22 protein-coding genes are annotated in these 23,992 nt (G+C 47.6%); 5 read left to right on the top strand and 17 right to left on the bottom strand.

Features of this window, described 5'->3' with window-relative positions; translation table 11 throughout:
- Position 1: 1 nt before the first annotated feature.
- Positions 2 to 886 (bottom strand): MBL fold metallo-hydrolase, encoded by an 885-nt coding sequence (locus tag ACM5Q9_RS11370; protein WP_418144860.1) that lies wholly within the window; start codon positions 884 to 886, stop codon positions 2 to 4.
- Between the two features lie 34 nt (positions 887 to 920).
- A complete protein-coding gene (locus tag ACM5Q9_RS11365; protein ID WP_169293870.1) occupies positions 921 to 1,199 on the bottom strand; it encodes a muconolactone Delta-isomerase in 279 nt (92 codons plus the stop codon).
- 183 nt (positions 1,200 to 1,382) lie between these two features.
- Here ACM5Q9_RS11365 and ACM5Q9_RS11360 point away from each other — a divergent pair, with 183 nt between their 5' ends.
- Positions 1,383 to 2,429 (top strand): cyclase family protein, encoded by a 1,047-nt coding sequence (locus tag ACM5Q9_RS11360; RefSeq protein WP_418144859.1) that lies wholly within the window; start codon positions 1,383 to 1,385, stop codon positions 2,427 to 2,429.
- A 103-nt stretch (positions 2,430 to 2,532) separates the two neighbouring features.
- Here the strand turns inward: ACM5Q9_RS11360 and ACM5Q9_RS11355 are convergent, their stop codons facing one another.
- From ACM5Q9_RS11355 to ACM5Q9_RS11300, 12 genes are all read right to left on the bottom strand, one after another.
- Positions 2,533 to 3,297 (bottom strand): IclR family transcriptional regulator domain-containing protein, encoded by a 765-nt coding sequence (locus ACM5Q9_RS11355; protein WP_418144858.1) that lies wholly within the window; start codon positions 3,295 to 3,297, stop codon positions 2,533 to 2,535.
- A gap of 357 nt (positions 3,298 to 3,654) precedes the next feature.
- Complete coding sequence (locus tag ACM5Q9_RS11350) at positions 3,655 to 4,158, bottom strand: macro domain-containing protein (protein WP_418144857.1); 504 nt, start codon at positions 4,156 to 4,158, stop codon at positions 3,655 to 3,657.
- A gap of 138 nt (positions 4,159 to 4,296) precedes the next feature.
- Positions 4,297 to 5,286: a spore coat U domain-containing protein gene (locus tag ACM5Q9_RS11345; protein ID WP_418144856.1), complete on the bottom strand. Its 990-nt coding sequence runs from the start codon at positions 5,284 to 5,286 to the stop codon at positions 4,297 to 4,299.
- A 5-nt stretch (positions 5,287 to 5,291) separates the two neighbouring features.
- On the bottom strand, positions 5,292 to 7,670 hold the full coding sequence (locus ACM5Q9_RS11340; protein ID WP_418144855.1) for a fimbria/pilus outer membrane usher protein: 2,379 nt from the start codon (positions 7,668 to 7,670) through the stop codon (positions 5,292 to 5,294).
- Between the two features lie 52 nt (positions 7,671 to 7,722).
- Complete coding sequence (locus ACM5Q9_RS11335) at positions 7,723 to 8,256, bottom strand: spore coat U domain-containing protein (protein ID WP_418144854.1); 534 nt, start codon at positions 8,254 to 8,256, stop codon at positions 7,723 to 7,725.
- Between the two features lie 206 nt (positions 8,257 to 8,462).
- Positions 8,463 to 9,191, bottom strand: coding sequence for a molecular chaperone (locus tag ACM5Q9_RS11330; RefSeq protein ID WP_418144853.1), 729 nt, complete (start codon positions 9,189 to 9,191; stop codon positions 8,463 to 8,465).
- A gap of 145 nt (positions 9,192 to 9,336) precedes the next feature.
- Positions 9,337 to 11,136: an ABC transporter ATP-binding protein gene (locus ACM5Q9_RS11325; RefSeq protein ID WP_418144852.1), complete on the bottom strand. Its 1,800-nt coding sequence runs from the start codon at positions 11,134 to 11,136 to the stop codon at positions 9,337 to 9,339.
- A gap of 2 nt (positions 11,137 to 11,138) precedes the next feature.
- Positions 11,139 to 12,017: a metallophosphoesterase family protein gene (locus tag ACM5Q9_RS11320; RefSeq protein ID WP_418144851.1), complete on the bottom strand. Its 879-nt coding sequence runs from the start codon at positions 12,015 to 12,017 to the stop codon at positions 11,139 to 11,141.
- A 69-nt stretch (positions 12,018 to 12,086) separates the two neighbouring features.
- Positions 12,087 to 13,643 carry an ABC transporter substrate-binding protein gene (locus ACM5Q9_RS11315; protein ID WP_418144850.1) on the bottom strand — a complete coding sequence of 519 codons (1,557 nt, stop codon included), beginning with the start codon at positions 13,641 to 13,643 and terminating at the stop codon, positions 12,087 to 12,089.
- Positions 13,644 to 13,718: 75 nt separating this feature from the next.
- Positions 13,719 to 14,630 (bottom strand): ABC transporter permease, encoded by a 912-nt coding sequence (locus tag ACM5Q9_RS11310; protein ID WP_418144849.1) that lies wholly within the window; start codon positions 14,628 to 14,630, stop codon positions 13,719 to 13,721.
- Positions 14,631 to 14,652: 22 nt separating this feature from the next.
- Positions 14,653 to 15,582, bottom strand: a complete 930-nt coding sequence (locus tag ACM5Q9_RS11305) for an ABC transporter permease (protein WP_418144848.1) — start codon at positions 15,580 to 15,582, stop codon at positions 14,653 to 14,655.
- Between the two features lie 26 nt (positions 15,583 to 15,608).
- The gene (locus ACM5Q9_RS11300) at positions 15,609 to 17,963 is read right to left on the bottom strand and encodes an HAD-IIA family hydrolase (protein WP_418144847.1); all 2,355 of its coding nucleotides are present in this window, start codon (positions 17,961 to 17,963) and stop codon (positions 15,609 to 15,611) included.
- Positions 17,964 to 18,246: 283 nt separating this feature from the next.
- Between ACM5Q9_RS11300 and ACM5Q9_RS11295 the strand changes: the two genes are divergently transcribed.
- A complete protein-coding gene (locus tag ACM5Q9_RS11295) occupies positions 18,247 to 18,888 on the top strand; it encodes a response regulator transcription factor (RefSeq protein ID WP_418144846.1) in 642 nt (213 codons plus the stop codon).
- A 31-nt stretch (positions 18,889 to 18,919) separates the two neighbouring features.
- On the opposite strand, the gene ACM5Q9_RS11290 is transcribed toward ACM5Q9_RS11295, so the two are convergent.
- The 3 genes from ACM5Q9_RS11290 to xerD all read right to left on the bottom strand — a co-directional run bounded on the left by ACM5Q9_RS11290 (position 18,920) and on the right by xerD (position 20,781).
- Positions 18,920 to 19,147, bottom strand: a complete 228-nt coding sequence (locus ACM5Q9_RS11290) for a hypothetical protein (RefSeq protein WP_418144845.1) — start codon at positions 19,145 to 19,147, stop codon at positions 18,920 to 18,922.
- 246 nt (positions 19,148 to 19,393) lie between these two features.
- Positions 19,394 to 19,882: a Cys-tRNA(Pro) deacylase gene (gene ybaK / locus ACM5Q9_RS11285; RefSeq protein WP_418144844.1), complete on the bottom strand. Its 489-nt coding sequence runs from the start codon at positions 19,880 to 19,882 to the stop codon at positions 19,394 to 19,396.
- A gap of 5 nt (positions 19,883 to 19,887) precedes the next feature.
- Complete coding sequence (gene xerD, locus ACM5Q9_RS11280) at positions 19,888 to 20,781, bottom strand: site-specific tyrosine recombinase XerD (protein ID WP_418144843.1); 894 nt, start codon at positions 20,779 to 20,781, stop codon at positions 19,888 to 19,890.
- Between the two features lie 140 nt (positions 20,782 to 20,921).
- On the opposite strand from xerD, the gene ACM5Q9_RS11275 reads away from it, so the two are divergent.
- From ACM5Q9_RS11275 to ACM5Q9_RS11265, 3 genes are all read left to right on the top strand, one after another.
- Positions 20,922 to 21,827, top strand: coding sequence for an AEC family transporter (locus tag ACM5Q9_RS11275; protein ID WP_418144842.1), 906 nt, complete (start codon positions 20,922 to 20,924; stop codon positions 21,825 to 21,827).
- 217 nt (positions 21,828 to 22,044) lie between these two features.
- Positions 22,045 to 22,587: a tRNA (adenosine(37)-N6)-threonylcarbamoyltransferase complex ATPase subunit type 1 TsaE gene (gene tsaE / locus ACM5Q9_RS11270; RefSeq protein WP_418144841.1), complete on the top strand. Its 543-nt coding sequence runs from the start codon at positions 22,045 to 22,047 to the stop codon at positions 22,585 to 22,587.
- Positions 22,539 to 23,873: an N-acetylmuramoyl-L-alanine amidase gene (locus ACM5Q9_RS11265; RefSeq protein ID WP_418144840.1), complete on the top strand. Its 1,335-nt coding sequence runs from the start codon at positions 22,539 to 22,541 to the stop codon at positions 23,871 to 23,873. The genes tsaE and ACM5Q9_RS11265 overlap by 49 nt, the downstream gene beginning before the upstream one ends.
- Positions 23,874 to 23,992 lie beyond the last annotated feature (119 nt).

The raw sequence follows: 23,992 nt of genomic DNA, 5'->3' as shown, positions 1-23,992 counted from the left end.
GTTAAAATGGCGATGGTTCAAAGCTGAAACCATTTCCATTTCTTCTGATATAGCCGCAATAAGGATCGCCAAAATGCACGGGCAAGATCAAAGAACCCGTATCAGCAGCCTTATTTAAAAACTCATAGCGGGTATTACGGGCCACGTCAGGATAAATGCAATAACCTGAATTGATTTCCGGCCTCACGATCTGCATGGGGCTGTGGAAAATATCACCACTAAAAACGGCCTCTTCACCCTGTGAGCGAATCCGAAAAGCCACCTGACCGGGACTATGTCCCGCGGCATCCTCTACCTGCAAACAATCGGCAATTTCCATCCCAGGCTGAATCATGACCGCCAGACCCTCATTGACAATTGGCATCACGCTATCGTTAAAAGACTCTCCGAACACGTCTATTTTTTCTTCCTTGTTCTTGCCTTGTTCACAGAACCTGAAATCCTGTTCAGGAATGTAATATTTGGCATTCGGAAAAGTGGGAGTCCAGCGGTTATCCAACCAGCGTGTATTCCAGCCCACATGATCCGAATGCAAATGCGTGAGCACGACATGAGTCACTTTTTCGGGTGGGGCACCCGCTGCTTCCAGCCATTCCAAAATCAGGTTGTTCAGCATATGCATGCGCGGTATATCCTGACGATTCTTGAAATTGCCCACCCCCGTATCCACCACAATAATATTGGAACCCGCATGCACCACCCACAACTGGATAGTCACAATCAGCTTGTTCATATGCGGAATCCAGTGATTAGGGGCCATCCAGCTTTGATTCTCTTCCAGTGCCTGCTGCTCCATTTCGGGCAGAAGGAACTTGGGGTCATGGGAAGGCGCGGAATATTCCTGGATTCGGGTGACCCGAATATCACCAATTTGTTTGATTTGCATCGTCTATCCTTGACTTTGGATTGATGTTTATTATTTATTTGATTGAACTAGGGTGCTTGGCCAAAGGCACTACCTTGATTGAAAAATAAGGGAACATGGGCAAGGATGACAACAAATCATGCAGTTCATCATTACTTTCACAGTCAAAAATTGAAATATTGGCAGGACGACCTGCAACCCGCCACAAATGCACGAACTTACCGGATTTTTGCATTTCAATCGCACGGTTTTTTTCCGCTTCACGCAATTTGGCTAGCTCAGCTGGATCCATATCCGCAGGTACGTTTACATCCATCATTACGCAATACAACATGCTTATATCTCCTATCAGATTAATAATAATTTGTTCGCAATGCAAACATTTGTTTGTATTATAGATAGGCAACTCATTTTGTCAATTATCTTTTTCCCCTAATACCTCAAAAATAACAAACAGCCTAAAATACTATTCAACAACTATTCACAAAAAAGAACACTGTCATAAAAGGAGACAACAATGCGCTGGAAAAACCGACCAGAAGGATCCAATTGGGGAGACTATGGGGCTGATGATCAACTGGGCAGACTCAATTTACTAACTGAACAAGGCGTCCTGAAAGCGGCGGCAGAAATAAAAACCGGCAAAACTTTTTGCCTTTCACTTCCCCTGGATTACCCAGGTGGCAATATACTTAACCCCCGCCGCACACCACCACAACTTCAACCCACTGAACGCGAAGGCCACCCCTATTTCAACTTTCCCATGGGCATGCTGATTCCAGGTGCCCACGATGTGCTTAGTGATGACAAGGTCACGCTTTGCCTGCAATATTCTTCACAGTGGGATAGCCTGAGCCATGTTGGCGCCCTTTTTGACGCTGATGGCGACGGTCATGCTGAACGGGTGTATTACAACGGTTTCAAACCCAATCGCGATATTCAGGGGCCGGCCGATTACGATGAAAGAAACAACTTTGAACAAAGTGATACTGGCCTTAAATACTCTTCAGCCAAAGCGCTTGATATTGCCAATTTTGCCATTAAAGGCATTCAGGGCAGGGGCGTGATGGTTGACCTGGCCGCCCACTTTGGCCGCGAGCCCAAAATCATTGGTTATGACGACTTAATGCGGGTAATGGAAAAAGACAAGGTAGTGATTGAACAAGGCGATATTCTTGTACTGCACACGGAGTTTGCCCAATACCTGCTAGAAGCCGGCAAAAATCCTGATCCGCATACCGTACATAATATCTGCACCACCCTGAATGGCCAGGATGAAAAACTGCTTCAATGGATTAGCGATTCGGGCATTGCCGCGATTGCCGCAGACAATTACGGGGTGGAATACGCCAACGGTTCATTATCCGACCAGTGCTGTGCCCTGCTGCCTTTGCACCATCACTGCATTTTCAAACTGGGTATGCCTTTGGCCGAATTGTGGTACCTGAGTGATCTGGCTAAATGGCTGCGTGAAAACAAGCGTTCACGTTTTATGCTAACCGCGCCCCCATTACGATTGCCCGGTGCTGTCGGCTCACCCGTTACACCCATTGCCACGGTTTAACCAACGCAGGTAATGACATTTTTTATTGATTAACCCCGTCCAAGTGAATAGCCCACTCTTAGACTATTCACTTGGACGGGTCTGCGTGCACTACGCCAATACTTTAATTACCCATCCCCAGCACCATGCTGATTTTCCTGGCGGCATCTCTTAACACCGGAAGAAACTGGCTTTCCATTTGCTCGAGTGACGTTCTGGCTGCCAAGGTAGCCACATTAATAGCGGCAATCACTTTCTGCTCCCTGTCCAGAATAGGTACGGAAATGGAGCGCACGCCAATTTCCAACCCACCGTCATTAATGGCATAACCATCTTTACGAATCTGGACAATCAAGCGTTTAAGCTTGCGTTTATCCGTGATGGAGTTTTTGGTAAATTTGGTCAAGTCGCATTTATCCAGCCAGCGATCAAACTCTTCTTCGCTTAGCCCGGCCAATAACACCAAGCCCATTGAAGTGGTATGCACCGGCAAACGGGTCCCCACTTCAATGCTGTTGGAGTAAACACTTTGCTTTTCCACCCGGGCGACATACACAATCTCATCGCCATCCAGTACTGCCATGGAAGAGGACTCGTTGAGCGTATCCGTCACGTTCTGGATAATAGCGTTAGCTGCCTCACCCAGTCCAAAGGTTGACAGGTAGTCACTGCTGAACTTAAGTACCTTGGGGGTGAGCCAGAAAAGCTTGCCATCAGTAGCCACAAAACCCAATGTACATAGTGTCAACAAAAAACGTCTTGCCGTACCACGGGTAAGATCGGTTCTGGCCGCAACCTGGGTCAGGGTCATTTTCTGGTGACCCTTCTCGAAACAGCCAAGTACGTTTAATCCTCGCGCCAGTGAATTAACAAAGTCCGGCTCACTCATTTAAAATACCAATCCTGAAAATTTATATAAAGCACTGTTCCGATTATTTGCAAAGAGACATTTTTTAAAGCAAACTACGGAAAAAAAAGAATACATGTATGCATTATAGAGAATTTGCAACAATGTATATCCATACTTGTTTATTCTTTCACTTTATAATCAGTGAAAAATGCCAGCCATTTGTCCGCATAACAAACATTTGTTCGTATTATTAAAAAATACTACTCAAATGTCAATATCATCCTATCAATAAAAATATACCGTCCGGATTATTGCACACCAACAGAAACCGCCTTTGATGTAAAAAACACGCACAAAAAAAGGGGGTTGTCCCCCTTTTTTTACTTAACCTGAAGCTTACAGGCCCTCATCCGCCTGTTCACCCTGACGGTAGGTTTCGTACACAATAACCGGAATTTTCAGGTCAGCCAGGTGTTTTTCAACTAAGGGCTTGACTTCTGACCATTCCAAGCCACCCACACCGGTTGCCAAACGTGGAATTGCAAGGCTTTCAATCCCCTCGGACTCTACAAAACGTGCCAGCTCTTTCAGTGCTCGGCTTACGTTTTCTGTGGTTGCCTTGCCAGGACGCGCGGCTGGGCCTTCACCCAACATATCCTGTGTTAGCAGGTTAACAATACGACGAACGCTGCCGTCTTCACTAACACCACCCCAAGCCCAAATTTCTCCGGGTTTCAGCGGGTGCACATGCGTTGCCTGACGGTAGTCGCGTACCAGTGACGGCCAGCGCTCACGCAAGCTGCGAGCCAGCCCGGTATCAAAATGCTCTAGCGGAGCAATACCATGGGCAATTAACTGGGCCTTGCTTAACAGGATGTCACCTTCAACTTCACGGATCATAAATAGTTCCTTTTTTCTCATCAGGTTATGGGGCTGATGCTTTGATCAACCCTTCAATTTAAGTATACCAACCCAGTCATTTTTATGCATGACGAAAATCAATGAGCGCATGGTTAAAACTGATGTTATTCACTTTAGTCAATAAGTAACTGATGCGGTAATTGTGTCCGTATAAGTATCCGCATTGAGCCCGGTCTGTGGCTCTACCTGCCCGTAAACCGTGGCCTGCTGATTCAGTCCCGTTGCCGTGCCTTGCACCACCTCACTCGTTCCCAAAGTTTCCCCCCAACGCTGGGTATATGATGAATTGTTATATAGTTCATAGACAATATAACTGCCATCTGTCGCTTTCATGCGCCGTGTGCCACCATCGGCATTTTGACCATTATTAAGGCCAATCTGATAAATTGAGCCTTTGCTGCATGCTGTATTAATAGTTGAAGTGGACTGAACAGAAGAAGCAAAATTACTGGGGTGGCTGCCGAAATTAAGAGGATTGGCGCTAACAGTGCATGCACTAATTAATGTAGCTGTTGCATTTAAAACAGTATCGCCAGTCAACAGAACATCAATACAACTAGTTAAACCCACAATGCCAATTAGTGACATTTTCACTGTAACATCCATGCTTGAACTATATTGACCAATATTTCTTAACATAAACGGATTGCTGGAAAATACCCTTCCGTAAATTGGCAGCGTTTCTGTAATTACAGTCCCCAAACCAAGCACAATGACACCCTTATCAATAACCATTGGCGTTTCATCGGCTGTATATTGATATCCCCAAATATTCTGCCTTCCTGCATCCTTATATATATTAAATGTCAATTTTTCTGTTGGAATTGAGCTATGCGTCAACGTACGAGGATTAATGCTTGTGTCTCCTGAACCAGGACCAATCTCTATGCATACATACACGTTGGACAATAGATTTACCAAGCCCGAGCACGTATATGTAAGCGAAGCATCAAAATCCAATATACCCGGTGAAACTGGATTTATATCTCCAAAATTCAAAGGTGTAACACTTGCCGTGCACGCTGCCTCTGCCCTATCACCAATCAGCACACTACCCAGCACCAACAAGATTGAAAACACATAGTTTTTAAACTTGAATTTAAACATATCTGTTACCTGCAAGTAAAAGGGCCAATTCTCGGAATGGTATTTTCTTCAAAGTTGAACTTAAATTCAACTTTACATGTCAGCTTTTCATTAGAAGCCTCAAGAAAATTATTGTCTTCAAGTTGATCAAGGTAGACAATACCATCATAACCAACGATGGTGCCATGTTTTCCGTTCAGTAATACACGGGTTCCCAACACAAGTGGTCTGTCCTGCACATCATGCAACACTACAGTTGCCGCCCTAACAGGCTGTATTTTGAACAAGACTCGGGTACCCGATTTTGTCTGGGTAGAAACCTCGGCACTGACTTTGTCTATTGACATATTGGCAGGCAAGTTCATGGTATCAATATCAATCTTGTTACGCTGGTAAGCATGCAATGGAGAAACCATTAGCAGACCGCTTTGGTTAGTAGTGCCATATACATTATTCTCCAGTTTTACCGGTACATCGGCCACTCCATTGGTGGAAACAACAGCAAAACCGTCACTAATCTTACGGCCCGGAAACACCCCACCCGACATAACCACCACCGAACCTCTGGTGCTCACATAACCCGCCTGATAGTTTTTATCAAATTGACCGCCCAGGCCATATTCACCATAACGCCCCCGATAATCGGCACTACCATACAGGAAACTGACATTATCCCCGTGACTACCTTGCAAATGCCATGACCACCCCATGTTTTCTCGGGTGGCCTTGCTAATATCAACAGCATAACGCTGTTGGTCGTTAGCATGATTAACAGAAGTGGAAACACGATAATTATTGCCCAAACTGAATGAAACACCGGCATATACTGAATAGCCACCACCTTCATTCAGGTTTTTATTGTAATTAACGCTTAGATAGGTTGAGCGTCCCAGTGATTTACTCCAATAAGCATTCGCATACCTGCTTTCCGGTTGTTTGAAAAAACCAAGCTTTATGTAACTGACGCCCAGGCTCCCAAATGTCCCTAAATTCAGACCTGTAGAAACAACCTGGTTGGTTTCCGGAAAATCGGAACCGTATAAAAAGGCAATATCCCGGTAATGCCTGTCTGCCTTTTGCATGCGGGCGTTTACATGAAAATACTTGCCTTGCCATTGATATCCGACAGCATGCATATTGCCACGCACATCACCCGGTACGTCATTATGACGGCTACCGGCATAAGAACCCGTGATTACCCCTAATTGGCCCAACCGGATATTGGCAGCTACGCCATAATTGACCAGGCCACGGGTAACCTCAGCATGCGCTTCTCCTGTCACGGCATCAGTCAAGCCATAACGCAATGCACCTGAAAAAACCGGGTCTTTTGCATATTTATTTGACTGGATACCGTAATTTTTCCGGACATAGCCTGCCTCTACCGACCAGTCAGCCAAACCTTGCCTTAGCAACATACTGGTACTGTAAAACGGTAATTCAACACTTTGCTGCCTGCCTTGCGTATCTGTCAAGACCAACGTTGCGTTGCCTGCCCCATTGATATACGGCATTGACTGGATTTCAAAAGGCCCCGAAGGCACTTTTTGTTCAAACTGCTTTATGCCATTAATATATAGCTCGGCAGTGGATGGCAAGGCCGCTTCGCCTAAAAAAGAAGACAGAGGAGCAGTGGAAAAATAAGGCTGAAGGGAAAAATTCCGGCTTAGCTGAACCCCACCAATACGAAGAGAACGGCTCCATGGTAGAGAAGCGGTAAGGGTATCACCCAGCCGTAAACTAATGGCACTACCCGGCCAGGATGTTTCCCATTGCGTGTCAAGCCTTACCGTTTCGTTTTTCCATCCAGGCTGCAAGGGTGACCGGGTGGCTTTGTAAATGGAAGTATTGCTTAATACGCCATAGGGATTGAAAAACCGCCATTCGGTAAAAGCGCTAAGGGATTTATATTTATCGCTTGAATGCCAGCCATATAAATCGTAGTTCAACAACAAGCCAGTCCCCTTTGATACCTCAACGTCGGCTGATGCGTCATTAGTGTAAATGACCCGCTCCAGATCCAACTCGGCAATGGGAATGCTTAATGTTACGGCCTGCGTGCTTTGATGATAGTCTTGTTGCAGATGGGGTATATCACCCAAGGAAATCAAGGTTTGATTATTGTCCAGCCCCCTAAACCCAAGGCCCCGTAAAACAGCTGGACTGGCATACAATTGACGGTCTTTTACCGTAAAAGGAACAAGCTCGGTCAAGCGGTTATCATTCAGTGTAACCACAAGATAAACAGTACTTAGCTCGGGACTCGCCTGCAAAGAAGATTGATACTCCCCCAAACTTATGGGAGGCGGAATGATTTGTGCCAGCAAGGCACGATGAAACAGGCCTGCCAATGTCAGGCCCCCCAAAAAAACAATCAGCGCATACTTTCTGACAAGACAATCCATATGTCTTTTGGATAATAAACGCAATCTATGGGCATTTATACAAGAAATCCAATCAGAACGTTACGGTTGCCGTGACTGTATCCTTGTAATCACCTACAGTGTAATTGGTGCTAGGCACTAATCCATAGATGGTAAAAGTCTGTTGGGCACCCGTACCGGTACTTTCTACTGTATCGTTATCAATGGTATTTCCCCAAACAGTAGAATGAACGGCATCTTGAAATAGATTATAAGGAACGTATTCGCCTGTATTGTCAACCGGTGTTGAAGTTATACCTTTCATTCGTCGCGTAGAGACATCGTCACTCGTTGACTCGTTCAAACCAGCATCCAGTCCGATATCATAGGGAGCACCCTTGGTACAGGTCACTTTTAAATCGGTCTGCCCAGCTACATTAGCCTGGAAAGGATCCTTAGAACCAAAAGCCAAAGTAGCTATCCCATTGGTACCAGTGCTAATATCACATGCCGCCGTTATGGTAATTGTCACATCAAACGTAGTTGTATCAGTTGCGGCATGCAATGGCGACGTAAACCCCAAAGCAACACATAAACCACTTAAAAAGCATTTATTTATAATGCGCATCACACACTCCTAATAAAAAATCTTGTCTCAAGCATTCAATAAACACAACAACTACGTTTATTTAATTTTTTCATATATTTTTATTTTAAAATAAAAATATAATTAAGTCATTGATTTATATTATTATTTTTAATTTAAAATCAAAAAAATCACTTCAAAAATAAGCAATAAAATTAAACTTGATTCTTTGTTTACTTCACAAAAAACTAACGGTTCAAACCATTGATTGAAATTGTTTGTAGCTTGCCATTAACAACCACATTTAGTGTGCCGCCTGCGGCAAACAACTGTGCTTTAGGGGAAATGACCCATTCCATGCTGTTATTACCCAGCACATAGCCCACCAGACCTTTATTTAAAGATACTTTTTTGCCTTTAGCGGGTGTAAAACTCAGGTCACTTAACTGGGCACGGGTATTACCGGTATTTGTTACAGAAAGAACCGCTGCCTTGCTGTTATTACTCGTTATTTTCCAGTTGAGGGCAGCCTCCTGCTTTTCTTGGCTACCCTGAATAAAAACAGGCACTGAATAACGCAACACAAAGGTAATGCCTTTACGAGTTTCGCTTTCAAGTGGCAACTCATCAACGACAATGCGATAAGCAGTTTCATGCTGATTTTGCTGCTGTCCTGTTCGTACTAATCGCACAAACTGCTTTTGCCCAGCTTCTATTTGAATAAGCGGGGGGCTAGCCACAAAACTTTGAGTTTTTTGCAACACATCTTTGTTGTTTTGCTGGGTCCATTCAAACACTCTGACTTGCGCGTGTAAGGGATTGTTACCCGTATTAGTCAACCATAAACCATCAGAAGGTTGCGATTTGCCGATTTCAAGCATGATAGGAGTCACTTGCAAACCTGCTGCCATAATAGGCGTAGCAGTAATAGTTGCAAGCGACAAAAGCACTGATTTTACAACATGAGATACACGCATAAATTGTCCTTATGGGTAATAAACTTTACTTTTATCAGCAACAAAACTAAAAAACAATATACACGTTTTGTTTAAATGAATAAGTAACAGTTTTATAAAAAACGCCCTAAAGACACACAAAAATCATTCCTTTTGCATCTCATGCTTAATCCAATATAATATGTCCCCTACCAAAATTCCGGTATTCCTGCTTTTCAGGTTGATAGCCTATCGGCTTTATCGGTGATTTTTTTTCACCCCTGTCAATAGACAGCACTTTCTTGCCACGATGCGCAGGGTCAGCCACCGGTACGGCATTCAGTAGATGTTGCGTATATTTGTGACGCGGATTATGCAATACGTCAGCCGTGTTACCGGTTTCCACAATTTTCCCCTGGTCCAGCACTGCAACACGATGGCTAATCTGTTCCACCACCGACAAATCATGGGAAATAAACAAATAGGCAATCTGCTCCTGCTGCTGCAACTCCTGCATCAAATCAAGCACCTGTGCCTGCACCGAGACATCCAGGGCAGACACGCATTCATCGGCCACAATTATCCGTGGTTTGCTGGATAAAGCCCGGGCAATGCAAATACGCTGACGCTGTCCACCGGAAAACTGGTGCGGATAACGATCTAGCGCCTCCAGAGGCAGGCTGACCCGCTCCAGCAAGCTGGCAGCAATATCCCTGCGTTCTTGCTTGTTATAGTCATGGTGAATAGCCAAGGGCTCGGTAATCAATTCACTTATCGACAAACGCGGATTAAGACTGGCATAAGGGTCCTGGAAAACCATCTGGATATTTTTGCGGTGTGGCCTCATAGCCGACTCCTGGAGCCCGGAAACATCATTACTGCCAAAGCGTATGGTGCCTTCTGTTGCCTGAACCAGTTTCATCACACTGCGGCCAATAGTCGACTTACCCGAACCCGACTCCCCCACCAGACCCAGCGTTTCACCTGGCTTAAGATGAAAACTGACATTTTCAACGGCATGTACATTGGCCACTTTCTTTTTCAGCATGCCCTTATAAACGGGAAAGCGTATCACCAGGTTTTCCACTTCAAGCACATTGCCCGCCTTACTGATACTATCCGGTTCCTGCTCTCTGTTTTTGGGCTGTACCGCATAAACCGGAGAACCGCTACCCAGCCGAGGAACCGATGCCAGCAATTGACGCGCATAAGCGGTAGCCGGACTGGCAAAAAGCTGTCTGGTTTCCGCGACTTCCACCACTTGGCCGGCTCGCATGACAACCACCCGATCGGCAATCTGCGCAACCACCCCCATGTCATGCGTAATAAAAATCACGGCAGTACCCGTTTCTTTTTGCAACTCGGCGATCAGCGACAGGATTTCTGCCTGAATCGTCACGTCCAGGGCCGTTGTTGGCTCATCGGCAATCAACAGTTTCGGGTTGCAGGCCAACGCCATGGCAATCATGACGCGCTGGCGCATGCCACCTGACAGCTCATGCGGATACTGGGTCAGTCTTTTTTCCGGGTCGGTCATCTGCACTTTCTTCAGCATTTCCAAAGCCTGTTCACTTGCCTGTGCCCGGGTGCTGCCCCGGTGCAGCATGAATACCTCCATCAATTGCTCACCCACCGTCAGCACCGGATTAAGCGAAGTCATGGGTTCCTGAAAAATCATGGAAACATCATTGCCCCGAATTTGCCGCAATTGTTCGGTACTGGCGGTAACCAGATCAATGTGGGTCTGATCCTTGCAGGTAAACAGTAACTGGCCGTTTTCAATCAAGCCTCCCTCTTTTTCAATCAGGCGCATGATCGCCAGTGCCGTCACCGACTTGCCCGAACCCGACTCTCCTACAATGGCCAGGGTTTCGCCTGGCATGACTTGAAAAGAAACGTTCCGGGTAACGTGCCTGATTGAGTGGCGATTTTTAAAACCCACCGACAGGTTTTTAACTTCCAGCAAAGGGGTGGCTTGCTTGTGCATGTTTACTCTCCTACAAGCTCGGGATGCCTGTGGCGGTTTTCAGGCATTTTATGAAAGGGTGGCATGGGTGTCAGCCAGTTCCTGCGTAAATCAGCAGTTTTCAGGCTGGCATGAAAACTGTCCTTGCCATGTACGGTCCAGGTCACCCGGTCATTTAGTTCCAGCATGCCATAAGAGCCGGCCGGTTCCGGATAAGTGGTAAAGCTTTCGGTTAACGACTGCAGGGTGAAATGGGCCTGCCCACCTACCATGGTCAGGGTATTCCAGTGCACATGTCCGGCAACGCAGGCTACCGGGACGTTGGCAGTGGCCAGCACCGCCTTGATGCGGGCAATCGAGCCAGGATAGGTGGCCACCGCCGGGTTACGCTCAAAATAATAATTCCCAACCACCGAATGCTCGGAAAGCGGAACATGGCTGAAAATAGCCAGCGGCTTGGTGGCCGTATTAATAATGCCCGCCAGCCAGATCAGGTCTGCTTCAGGCAGAATGAAGCCGCCAGGACGATGAATGCGCGAATCGGCACACCACAAAACCAGATTCCATGCTCCCATATCAATCACGCGGTGCCCCAAGGGCTGGGAAAATATGGTTTCATTTTCTGCCACCGTTAGATGATCCCGGTCATGATTGCCGCAAATATGAAAGACCGGCTCATCAATCAGGGAAAAAACCTGCGCCACTTCCTGCTCAAGACGGTAATCGGTATCGTGATCGACATCGGAAATACGATCGCCCAGATCAATCACCGCATCCGGTTTATTGGTTTTGACGAAATGCGTGAATTGTTCCAGCAAAGGCAAGGCTGACTGGCCTTTTTTGGTGACATGATTGTCACCGTGATGAATATCCGTTACCAGACAAAGTCGAATTGTGCTCATATTAATACTTCAGAATAATTGGATAAAACCGGGGCCTGCATAAAACCCCGGCCACTAACGAATGACTGCTTATTCGGCTACCTTGATGGAGCCGGCACGGAAGTCAAGCACATACGGGATATGCCCGGGTTTGGGTGCCCAATCCACTTTTTTATTCATGCCCCATGACTCAAACGGCTGGTACAAGACCAGGAACGGCGGGTCATTCTTGATGAAATCCATCAGCTTGGCATAAGCAGCCTTGCGCTGCTCCAGGTCCTTGGAGAAACGGAACTCCTGCCATACCTTGGCATATTCTGCTGTTGGCTTGAAACGGCCTTCACTTTCCGCCGGGCCACCGGGCGCCCACATGACGCCAAAGGAACCAAACGGATCGGCAAAATACAAGGGATTCGACCAGTTACGGGCATTCATGGTAGGATCACTGCCCGACCATTTGTCATCCACATTGATTTTGGTTTTTACACCAAGGGCGGCCCACATTTCCTGAATGGCCTGCGCGGCCAGGAAGCCGTTAGTGTAATAAGTAGCCGATGTATCAAAACGAATCTCTTCACCCTTGTAATCCGATTCAGCCAACAGTTTCTTGGCTTCGTCCAGGTTGTATTCAAAGGTTTTAAGTTCAGGCATGTATAAATCGCCAAACTGCGAGAACGTGTGTGTGGGTGGCACAATGGCTTTGCCAAACCACAGCGCCTCGTTGAGCAAATCACGGTTAATGGCCATGTTCAGGGCACGACGCAATTTGGGATCATCCATCAAGGGGTTCTGCGTGTTGTAAATCACCAAGTGAAATAATGGTGTGACAGCACTGGCCACTTTCAGCTTGCTATCGGCCTCTATCACATCCAGCTGGTCTGGCGAGACATTGGTAATCAGATCAACCTCGTTGTTTTTCAGGGCGGTCAGGCGGCTGGACATTTCAGCGATTTTGCTCATGCTGACTTTATCCAAGGGTGCCTTTTCACCCCAGAAACCGTCAAATCTTTCCCACACCAGGCGCTCACCTGGAATGAACTCGGCAATTTTGTAAGGGCCGGTTCCTACCGGTGCCAGCGCAAAAGCCTCGTAATCCGAATCTTCTGCAACTTTGGGGTCTCCCGACAAAGCCTTGGTATAAGCAGCCGGGATAATCATCAATTGTTGCATATTAAGCAAGGTTTCCCACAACGGCTCTTCCTGTTTAACGGTAACGCGCACGGTGTAGTCATCAACCTTTTCCACCTTGTCGAAGTTGTTCATGCGATCTTTGGCACGAACCACATAAGGCGTAAACGAGGCATTAAACAAGCGGTCATAAGAAAACACCACATCATCCGCCGTCATTTCATCACCATTGTGAAACTTGACGCCTTTGCGCAGTTTCAGCTCCATGACTTTAGGCTCAACCAATTCCCATGAAACGGCCAGCCCTGGCACAAATTCGGGGTTGGACTTGTTGTAATCCTTGTCGATAAGGGTATCAAAGGTGTTGTAATAGAATTGCTGGCCAACGTTAGAGTGGTCCCGGCCCGGATCAAGAAACGGTGGCATATTGGCAGAACCCACTTTCAGGCTGGCTGCACTGACCGCCGAAACACACAGGGCTGAAGCCAGAACAGAAAAAAGCACTTTTTTGACGAACATGTAAAACTCTCCGTTGCATTACGCAAAAATAGCAAAAAACAGTTGAAAAATTAGTATTAACTTGAACTTTCAGGCCTACTTGCCACGCAGCCTTACATCCGTATGGTCACGCAACCAGTCACCCAACATTTGCAGAACAAAAGTCACCATGACAATCAGCACCGCCGGTGCCAGCACAATCCATGGGGCATTGGGCATGAAATCCCTTCCCATCCCCACCATGGAACCAAGGGTAGCGGTTGGCGGGCGCAAACCCAACCCCAGAAATGACAGGGTTGACTCAAGCAGGACAATGTTGGAAAAATTAATGGTGAACATCACCACCAGCGGGGACACCAGATTGGGCAGGATATGTACACGGGCAATGCGGCCTACCGAAGACCCCGAAGCGACCGCCGCCTCAATGAATGGCATCTCACGCAATCGCAAGACCTCTCCCCGGATAATCCGCGCATATTGTTCCCAGTAGGCAATGCCAAGCACAATTACCAGCACCTGCAAGTCACCGCCAAACAGGGCCACTGCCAGCAAGGCCAGTAAAGTGAAAGGAATGGCAATCTGTATATCCACCACCGCCATAATGAAGTTGTCAATGACCCCGCCCTTGAGCCCAGCCACCAAACCCAGTGTTGACCCCAAAATCATGCCAATCATCGCGCCCATAAACGCAATGCCCAAGGTCAGCTGCAAGCCGTGGATGCAGCGGGAAAGAATATCCCTGCCCAACTGGTCAGTACCCAGCCAGTAGCCATCCATGGCGCGCTCAAAACCCATCGGTGGCCTCAGGCGGGCCAGCAGGCTTTGTGCATTGGGATCATGCGGTGCGATCCATGCTCCAAAAACGGCGGTCAGCAACAATAAAACGCCCAGTACAATCGTGCCCCGTATCACCGGATCAAGCTGGGCCCAGAATGCCCTGAATTTTGCCGCAAACACCTGGCGCTTGCTTTCTGTGACAGGGACCGTCAGTTCCAATGTTTGATTCATTTGTATCTCACCTTTACCCGCTTCAAGCGGTCGATCCAAGACGAATTCTCGGATCCGCCTTGCTATAAGCAATGTCAATAAGGAAATTAATCAGCACCACCGCAATCGCCACCGACAGCACGCCAAACTGCAGTACCGGATAATCCCGCTTGAGGGCTGAGGTGACCAGCAAGTCCCCCATACCCCGCCAGGAAAATACAGTTTCAATCACCACATTCCCGGCCGCAATCAGGCCAGCCATTTGCAATCCCACGACAGAAAGCACGGGTATCAAGGCATTGCGAAGGGCGTGCTTGATAATCACCGCCCGTTCTTTCAAGCCCTTGGCCCGGGCCGTACGCAAATAGTCCTGATTCAAAACATCCAGCATCGCGTTACGGGTAAAACGGGTTAAGGTGGCAATATAGAAAACGGAAAGCGTGCTCACTGGCATAATGAAATGCAGCCAACTGCCATTGCCAGTACTGGGCAGCCAGCCTAACCAGAACGAAAACACCAGAACGCAGGTAATGGCCAGAATGAAATTGGGCACCGCATACCCAATAAAGGCAAATGACATGACCACAGAGCCAATCCAGGATTGGCGGTAAATGGCGGCCACAATACCTGCTGGAATGCTAAGAAGCAAAGTCAGGAAAACCGCACCAAAAAAAAGCTGCAACGAAGGAATAATCCGTTCGGCCACAATCGTCACCACCGGACGCCTTTCAATCAGCGAGATCCCGAAATTACCCTCAAAAAAGGAAGCCAGATAACGCCAATACTGCACCCACAGCGAATCATTCAGGCCGAAATATTCAATCAATTGTTGCCTTTCAACAATCCCAATACCTTCACCGGCAATGAAATCCACCGCATTGCCGGACAATCGTGTCGCAATGAAGACCAGCGTCACAATGAACCAAACGGTAAATACCATGCGTATCAGGCGATTCAAGATAAACGAAGCCATTTTGCAGTCCTTTAATATTTTTTAGTTCAAACCTGAATCATATTTAAATGCTGCTGCATGACAGCACGTATTTTCATGGGATGAAGCGGCTTGTGTAAAACGGAATAACCAAGATGCTCGATTTCCTTAAGATACACCGGCGAGGTATCCCCAGTAATGACAATCGCAGGAAAAGAAGTGGCTGTTATCCGGGCTATTTGCTTAATGATGTCCAGCCCATTGACCGATTCAGTCAAATGAAAATCAACCAACAGCAGGTCTGGTGCACGCAGGCTGGAACAAGCCTGAACCTGCTCCTGGCTGGCCGCCGTGATTACTTCGCAGCCCCAACTGCCCAGCAACTTATGCATCGCATCCAGAATATCCTGGTCATCATCCACCACCCATACACATTTATTCCTGAAGTTTTTTTCTTCGAATCCATCAACGTCATTGCTAACACGGCCGGGAGCAGCCTTGTACAAGGGCACCTGGATCGTAAAGCGGGAGCCTTTGCCTGGCGTGGAAATGGCCGTCAGCGAATGTCCCAGCATTTCAGAAAGGCGGCTGGCAATGGACAGACCCAGCCCCAGGCCCTGCTGCTTGAAGCTGCCCACGTCAAGCTGCTTGAACTCGGCAAACATGTCGGAAAGCTGGCAGGCATGAAAACCGATACCCGTGTCATACACTTCTATATGCAAGCCCGTCCCGCGCTTGCGCACGCCTACCGTCACCCCGCCTCCAGGCGTGTATTTCAGGGCGTTTGATACCAGATTGCGAAGAATCCTGCCTAACATGCCCGGATCGCTAACCGTCATGCATTGGCTGACCCGGACCTTGAATTTCAACCCTTTTGATTGGGCATAAGGACTAAACTCCCGATAAACCGATGCCAGCAGATCAGCCAGCAGCATGGGCCTGGGTTCAGGCTTGATAACACCGGCATCCAGCCTGGACACATCCAGCAAAGAGTCAAACAAGTTATTCATGGTTTGCAGGCAGGACTCGATGCTCGCAAGGGTTTCCCTGGATTCATCGGTCTGCAACTGATTGCGCAGTACCGATGCCAGAATGCCAATGGCATGCAAGGGCTGGCGCAAATCATGACTGGCTGCAGCCAGAAAGCGGGACTTTGCCTCGTTGGCTTTTTCTGCGGCCTGCCTGGCCTGCTGTTCTCGCTGTTCGGCTTCTTTGATGGCCGTAATATCCGTGTAAATGGCAACGGTGCCACCATCACGGGTCCGGCGCTCCCTGCCTTGCTCCCAGCGACCATTAAAATTCAGCATTTCAAAAGAACCCCGGCAGGCACGGTGTGCATCCATCCGTTTTTTTCGGTAGCTTTCTGGTGTCAGGGCTACATTCTTGACATCTTCAAATATTTCAACCCGCTGTGTCTGCAAATTATGCTCAACCACATCAGCAAAATGTACGCCAGGCACCACTTTGTGTGGCTCACGAAAGCGTTGCGGGTATTTACTATTACATAAAACCATCCGGTCATTGGCATCCCAGTAGACAAACGCTTCGGCCATGGTTTCAATCACATCCAGCAGCCAGCTGGCAGACTTGTTCAAGACCTGCAAAACTTCGGGAACATAAGCCTGCATTTGCAAAGACGGCTGCCCCTTATCATCGGCTTTCTGCATCGGTATTGCAGGCTTTTCCAACAGGGCATTCAGATTGATAGCCACTGAAGCTGCCGACGTTCCAATGATCAGCGGTGTGATACCCAGCCTTTTTGCTCCCTCTCCATCGGTATTGGGATTGTCGCCAATCATCAGTGTATGGGTAGCTCGTGCATTGAATTTTTCCAAAGCATGGACAAACATATAGGCTTCGGGCTTGCCAAAAACCGTGTAGTTCAACGAAGGTACCGCCGTTTTGAACATTTCCAGCAACATGCCCGTTTCAGGCACCGGCTGGCCATTAATATCCGGATGGGTAAGGTCCGGATTGGATACCAGGAACCGCACACCACTGGCTGCCGCACGTATTGCCACGGCCAATGATTCGTAACTCAGGTAAGGATCCCGGGTCAAGATCACCACATCCGGCTCATCCTCCACTAACTGGCATCCCAACGACAGCGCTAGTGTTTTCAAGCTATCCGATCCCATCAGCATAATCCGCTGTCCGGCATATTCAGTCGCCGCATGATAAATGGTCATTTCACCTGCCAGCAAAATATTAGATGCCGGAATCTGCAAGCCGATTGAAGATAATTGCGCTGACAATTCGGGGGCCGTATTTCTGGAGCTATTAGACAACAAAACCAATTTTTCATCGGCCGCATGAATCAGCTTTTGTGCCCCCGGCAAAGGTTTTCCACTGGCAATCAGGCAACCATCCAAATCAACCAGCACGATATCGGCTGAACGAAGCTGATCCTTGATTAATCCCATAAACCTGCAACCTGTAAATTTCGTTAAGTTCAGCTCTTGACAAGAGCAAGAGTGCTATGAAGGTTGCATCTTAAAACGGGATAATGACAGGCCTATTTAAATTTGTACTTGAAAATCATTAAGTTAAGTACTTATCAGGTACCTGCCAGATGTTTTTACATGAAAAAAAGCAAGACGGCATCCGGATGATTTCATATCTATTTGAATTATTTGGGTTATTTGTCAAACGCACGTCATGTTAGGGAAGTACTTTAGTACTTGGATTTATTTTTACTGTAGGACCATGAAGTTTTTATTAGCCGATGACCATGCGCTGATCCGCTGCGGACTGATCAGCCTGATTCAACAAATGCATGCCGACTGGCAAATCCATGAAGCCGAAGATCTGCCTTCGATAGAAAAATTATTGCAAACCGTACCGGATATGGATTTGCTGATGCTGGATGTTCAGCTACCGGGTGTCGAAGGATTGAGTGGACTTCGTGAGATTCGCAGGCAATGGCCAGAACTGAGTGTGATCATGATTTCGTCATCAGAGGAACCCGGACTTATCCGCCAATGTTTATCGTTTGGGGCTTCAGGATTCATTCCAAAATCAACCAGTAACGATGTGCTGGGCTCAGCACTGAATCTGGTTTTATCGGGGGGTGTCTATGTTCCGCCTGCAGTACTGTATGGACTGGGCGAAAACAAAAAACCGGCGGTCACCGGTCAATTAAGCGAGCTTTCTTCGCGTCAGCTGGAATTGCTGTCGATGATTGCCCAAGGCTATTCCAACCAGGAAATAGCGGTACAAAAAAATCTGGCGGTACAAACCGTCAAGAACCAGGCTTCAGCCATCTTCAAATTGCTGAATGCCAGAAACAGGATTGAGGCGATCTCAATCTACCGTTCAATAAACAGGCATAACGATCATTTAATGTGACACATTACCCTGATACTGCAAATACTTTGTTTTACAGCCAGTAACCACCCACATGCTGGCTGGCTTCTTCAACTTCGGCGATGTTTTCTTTGGTGTCACCAAACATTTCAACAAAAAACCGAACGGCCGAATAAACCGAAACCGCAACCGCAGCAAACGGAGCAACAATATTTTCCAATCTGACTTCACGGGCTTCTTGTTTCATTAATTCACGCTTTACTTCGTCTGACAATACGATTTGATTGCTGTAATTTCGCATAATAAACTCCTTTTTCATATTATGGAATATGAAAACATTATAGGGTAAACCCTAAAAAATTACAAGCAAGCACTTATAAACAATTGAATTATCGATATATTTTTTGTTTATAAAACCACAAAAAAACCGCCAGACAGGTTATTTCGAAAACACACCGTGATCTACTTTCTAGCGTTTTTGTTTTTTAGATGCCCACTAAACAAAATTACAAGCAAATAAGCGCAAAAGTAACAATTTTGCAAAATCTCACTCATTGCCTACATTCACGGCTACCGCCCCCAACGCACTGACCAAAACCTGTGGCTCAATTGCAACCAGATAGCCTCTTCTTCCACCGTTAATATAAATTAATGGCAAGTCCAGAATACTGGCTTCCAGCCATACCGGCATTTGCTTGCGGGTACCGAATGGTGAAGTACCTCCTATCTGGTAACCTGAATGCCGTGAGGCCACATCTGGCTTGCAGGGCTGCATTTTTTTGGTGCCGATTTGCCGTGCAAGATTTTTTAGCGACACTTCCCGGTCTCCGTGCATCAGCACCACATGCGGCTTTGCCTGCTCATCTTCCATAATCAGGGTTTTAATCACGGCATGTTCATCAACCTGCAATTGCCTGGCCGACTCTGCAGTACCACCATGATCGACATATTCATAGGCATGGCCAACATGGGGAATTTTGTTTTTTTTCAGGAACTGGGTCGCTGGTGTTTCAGATACGTGTTTTGCTTTAGCCATAACCATTAAGCTCTTGGATGATGTTGTGCATGCAGGGTTTTAAGACGCTCACGGGCCACATGCGTATAAATTTGCGTTGTTGAAATGTCTGAATGCCCCAACAGCAGCTGTACCACCCGCAAATCGGCACCATGATTCAACAGATGCGTTGCAAAAGCATGCCTTAACACATGCGGTGAAAGCGGGGCATTGATATCTGCCAGCAGGGCATATTTTTTGATTAATTGCCAAAAGGCCTGTCTGCTCATGGCGCACGCCCGGCGGGTCACAAACAGGTCATCAGATGGCCGGTTGCCCAACAACAGGTTCCGGCTGTTTTTCAGGTAGGCCTCAAGCCAATGCATGGCTTCCGCCCCCAAGGGCACCAGGCGATCTTTGCCCCCCTTGCCCATTTCCACCCGCACAATACCCTCGTTCAGGCTTAAATGCAGCACTTTAAGACTAACCAGCTCTGATACCCGCAAACCGGTTGCATAAAGCGTTTCCAGCATGGCCCTGTCACGCAAGCCACCCGGTGTGTCAATATCAGGCGCTTCCAGCAAATCCATGACCTGGTTTTCTGTCAGGGTTTTAGGGGTGCGTGGCGGCTGTTTGGCAGACTGCAGGTTCAGGCAAGGGTCTTTCTGTATCAAGCCAGCCCTCAGGGCCCAGGCAAAATACCGTTTAAGTGAAGCCAAACGCCGGTTTACCGTACTTGCCTTGCTACTGTCATGCTTGCCTGCAAACCACTCCTGAATATCATTGCCCTGCGCTTCGATTAATAATTTGGGCGGCTCCTGCTTGCCCAGATAGCGGTCAAACCCATTTAAATCGCGACGGTAAGCCGCCAGCGTATTGGCCGAAAGCCCGTCCTCCAGCCAAATTGAATCGATAAATGCATCTATGTCTGCCGGTTTCATGTTTTATTAATACAGCCTTTAGGTTTATTGAATACACCTGTTTGCAATGCGAAAGTCGTTACTCGCCATTCTGTTCTATGATATGTAGTGATACCTTATGGCACAAACCCCTTAAACTCTTTTTCATTGAAGTGTAGTGTATGCAGATTGCCTTTCTTGTTTTACCCGATTGTTTGATCGTTATTCTAGGCTGGATACTGTACAACAAACTGCACTTTTCCAAAGAGTTTTTTTCCGGGCTTGAAAAACTGGTTTATTTTATTTTATTTCCAGCCCTGCTGATTCGCTCAATTGCCAGTACCCCCATGTCGTTGGCCACCACTGGTAATTTGCTGCTGGCAACCATCGCCCTGGCCATTTTAGGCAGTTTATGCGTGTGGCTGGCCAAACCGGTATTAAAGCCCCGACCCATCGCCCTGGCATCGGTTGGGCAATGCGCCTACCGTTTCAATACCTACATCGGATTGTCTTTGGCGCCGTCACTGGCCGGCCAAGCCGGTCTGGCCAGCATGGCCGTGATTGTGGGATTTGCCATTCCATTTGTAAACATTCTGGCCGTCAAATCCCTGGCCAGCCACCAAGGCAGCAATCTGTTCAAGGAAATCCTGAAAAACCCACTGGTCCTGGCAACTTTTGCCGGCCTTTTATTGAATTTTAGCGGCCTTACCCTTCCTTCCGTACTAGACACCACGCTTGGCAAACTGGGCAACAGTTCAATCCCACTGGGCTTGCTTTGCGTAGGGGCCAGCCTTTCGCTGCAGGGCGGCAGCCGTGACGGCAAGCTGGTTGGCTGGATTCTGGCCATCCGTCTGGGGCTGATGCCGCTTTTTGCCATGGCCATTGCCGTCATGCTGGGGTTCTCTGTCATTGAAACCCAAATGTTCGTGCTGTTTGCCGCTTTGCCTACCGCTTCGGCAGCCTTTATTCTTGCCACCCGCATGGGAGGTGACGGCCGCCTGGTAGCCTTTACCATTTCAGCTGGCACCATTCTTAGCGTAATCACCATTCCATTTTGGGTCTTCGTTACCCAGCAACTGTTCCATTAAGACACCAAGCGTTCCGCCCCCCTTTAAATAAAAAAGAGGGGGGAGTGGAAACCGCCTGTCAATCCATAAAAACACCCTTGCCAGCCTACCCGGACTTGAAAACGCATGAAGAAACATCAAAAAATTGTTGTTTTTACACATTTTTTTGTTTTTTTCTAGAATTTACTTTAACTGAATTTATAATAATAGTATTAAAAAAACCACATTTTCAGGTCTTATGTCCAGCCAAGATGACGATTTTATAACTGTTTATTTGCCAAACGAAAACGCTACAGATCGTCTGGCACAACAGCTTGCAGCCCTAATAAGCGCTGGAATATCAAACAGTTGTGATCCCAAGCACCCCACAAAAAAAGGGGGACGCATTCACCTGAAAGGAGACCTGGGAGCAGGAAAAACAAGTTTTGCAAGAGCTTTTTTAAGAGCAATAGGGGTAACCGGGCGCATCAAAAGCCCTACGTATACCCTGCTTGAAAGCTATAAAGTTTCTAGCTTATACTTGTATCACTTTGATTTTTATAGATTTAGTGACTCAAACGAATGGCAAGACGCTGGCTTTCGTGAGAATTTACTTGAAGATGCCATCGTACTGATCGAGTGGGCTGAAAAAGCAGGAACAAGCCTGCCTCCCCCCGATCTTGAACTGTCACTTAACTACGCTGCCTCTGGTCGCGATGCAAAAATACAAGCGTTTACGGAAAAGGGTCAATCATGGATAAAACAGCTACAGCAAATGGACATACAAGCACTCGTCAAATGACGCGTCGTCGTATTCTGACCACAGCTGCAACGCTGTTGTCACTTCCCGTCATTTCCAAAGTGGCCAATGCCGCCAGCAGCCAAATCCTGGCTGTACGCACATGGCCTGCCGATGAATACACCCGGGTTACCCTGGAATTGAATGCGCCCCTCAAGGCCGAGCATTTCACCCTGTCCAACCCGAATCGCCTGGTCGTAGACCTGCAGGGCCTTAGCATGAGCAGCGCCCTGAACTCGCTCATCTCCAAGATCAAACCCAATGATCCCTATATTTCTACAGTTCGGGTTGCCCAAAACCGGGCTGACGTGGTTCGGATTGTCCTGGATTTAAAGCAAGCCATTGCCCCACAAGTATTTACCCTCAAGCCGGTAGGTGATTACCAATATCGCCTGGTCCTGGACTTGTACCCCAAAGTAGCCAAAGATCCCTTGATGGCACTTGGCTCGAACATGGCCGGTGATGACCCCTTGGCCAGCGTATTAGACAAACTATCCAAAAATCGTGGCAACGCTCCCGTCCCATCGGTCGAAGGGCAGGTACAACCACGCACTCCAGCCACTGGCGGCAGCCGTAACGGGGCCAACCGCCCCATTCTTATCGCCATCGACCCTGGTCATGGCGGTGAAGATCCTGGCGCCATTGGCGGCATGGGCACCAGAGAAAAAGATATCGTCCTGGCCATTGGCCGACGCCTGCGTGACCTTATCAACGCACAACCTAATATGCGTGCCTACATGACTCGTGATGCCGATTTTTTTGTGCCACTGCATGTACGGGTGCAAAAAGCCCGTAGAGTCAAGGCAGACCTTTTCATTTCTATTCACGCCGATGCCTTCACTAACAAATCGGCCCGAGGCACATCGGTCTTTGCCCTTTCGCGTGGCGGAGCCTCCAGTGCCGCTGCACGTTGGCTGGCCAAAAAAGAAAACGCCGCCGACCTTATTGGCGGCATCGATATTGGCGACCATGACAGAAACACGGCCAGCGTGTTACTGGACATGTCTACCAACGCACAAATCAAAGACTCCCTGAACATTGGCCACCGCGTACTTAACTCTTTGGCCCAAGTCAATGGCATTCAAAGCCGGCGTGTGGAACAGGCTGGTTTTGCCGTTTTAAGAGCGCCAGATATTCCTTCCATTCTGGTTGAAACCGCTTTTATTTCCAATCCGCAAGAAGAACGTTTCCTTAGAAATACAAACAACCAGCAACAAATTGCCAGCGCCATTCTGTCCGGCGTCAAAGGCTATTTTGCCACAAACCCACCGCTTGCCCGTATAGGGTAGACATGATTTTATTTTTAAGGCAGAATGGAAATGCACGCGATAGTAGCGCGTGCATTTTGCTGCAGTACCTTTACGGAGCCGTTTTTTCGGCTCCTTTTTTCATTTAGCTGAAGTTTTCT

The organism is Advenella sp. RU8 (assembly GCF_048381675.1).
GTDB lineage: Bacteria > Pseudomonadota > Gammaproteobacteria > Burkholderiales > Burkholderiaceae_B > Advenella.
This window is presented reverse-complemented; position numbering and strand designations above follow the sequence as displayed.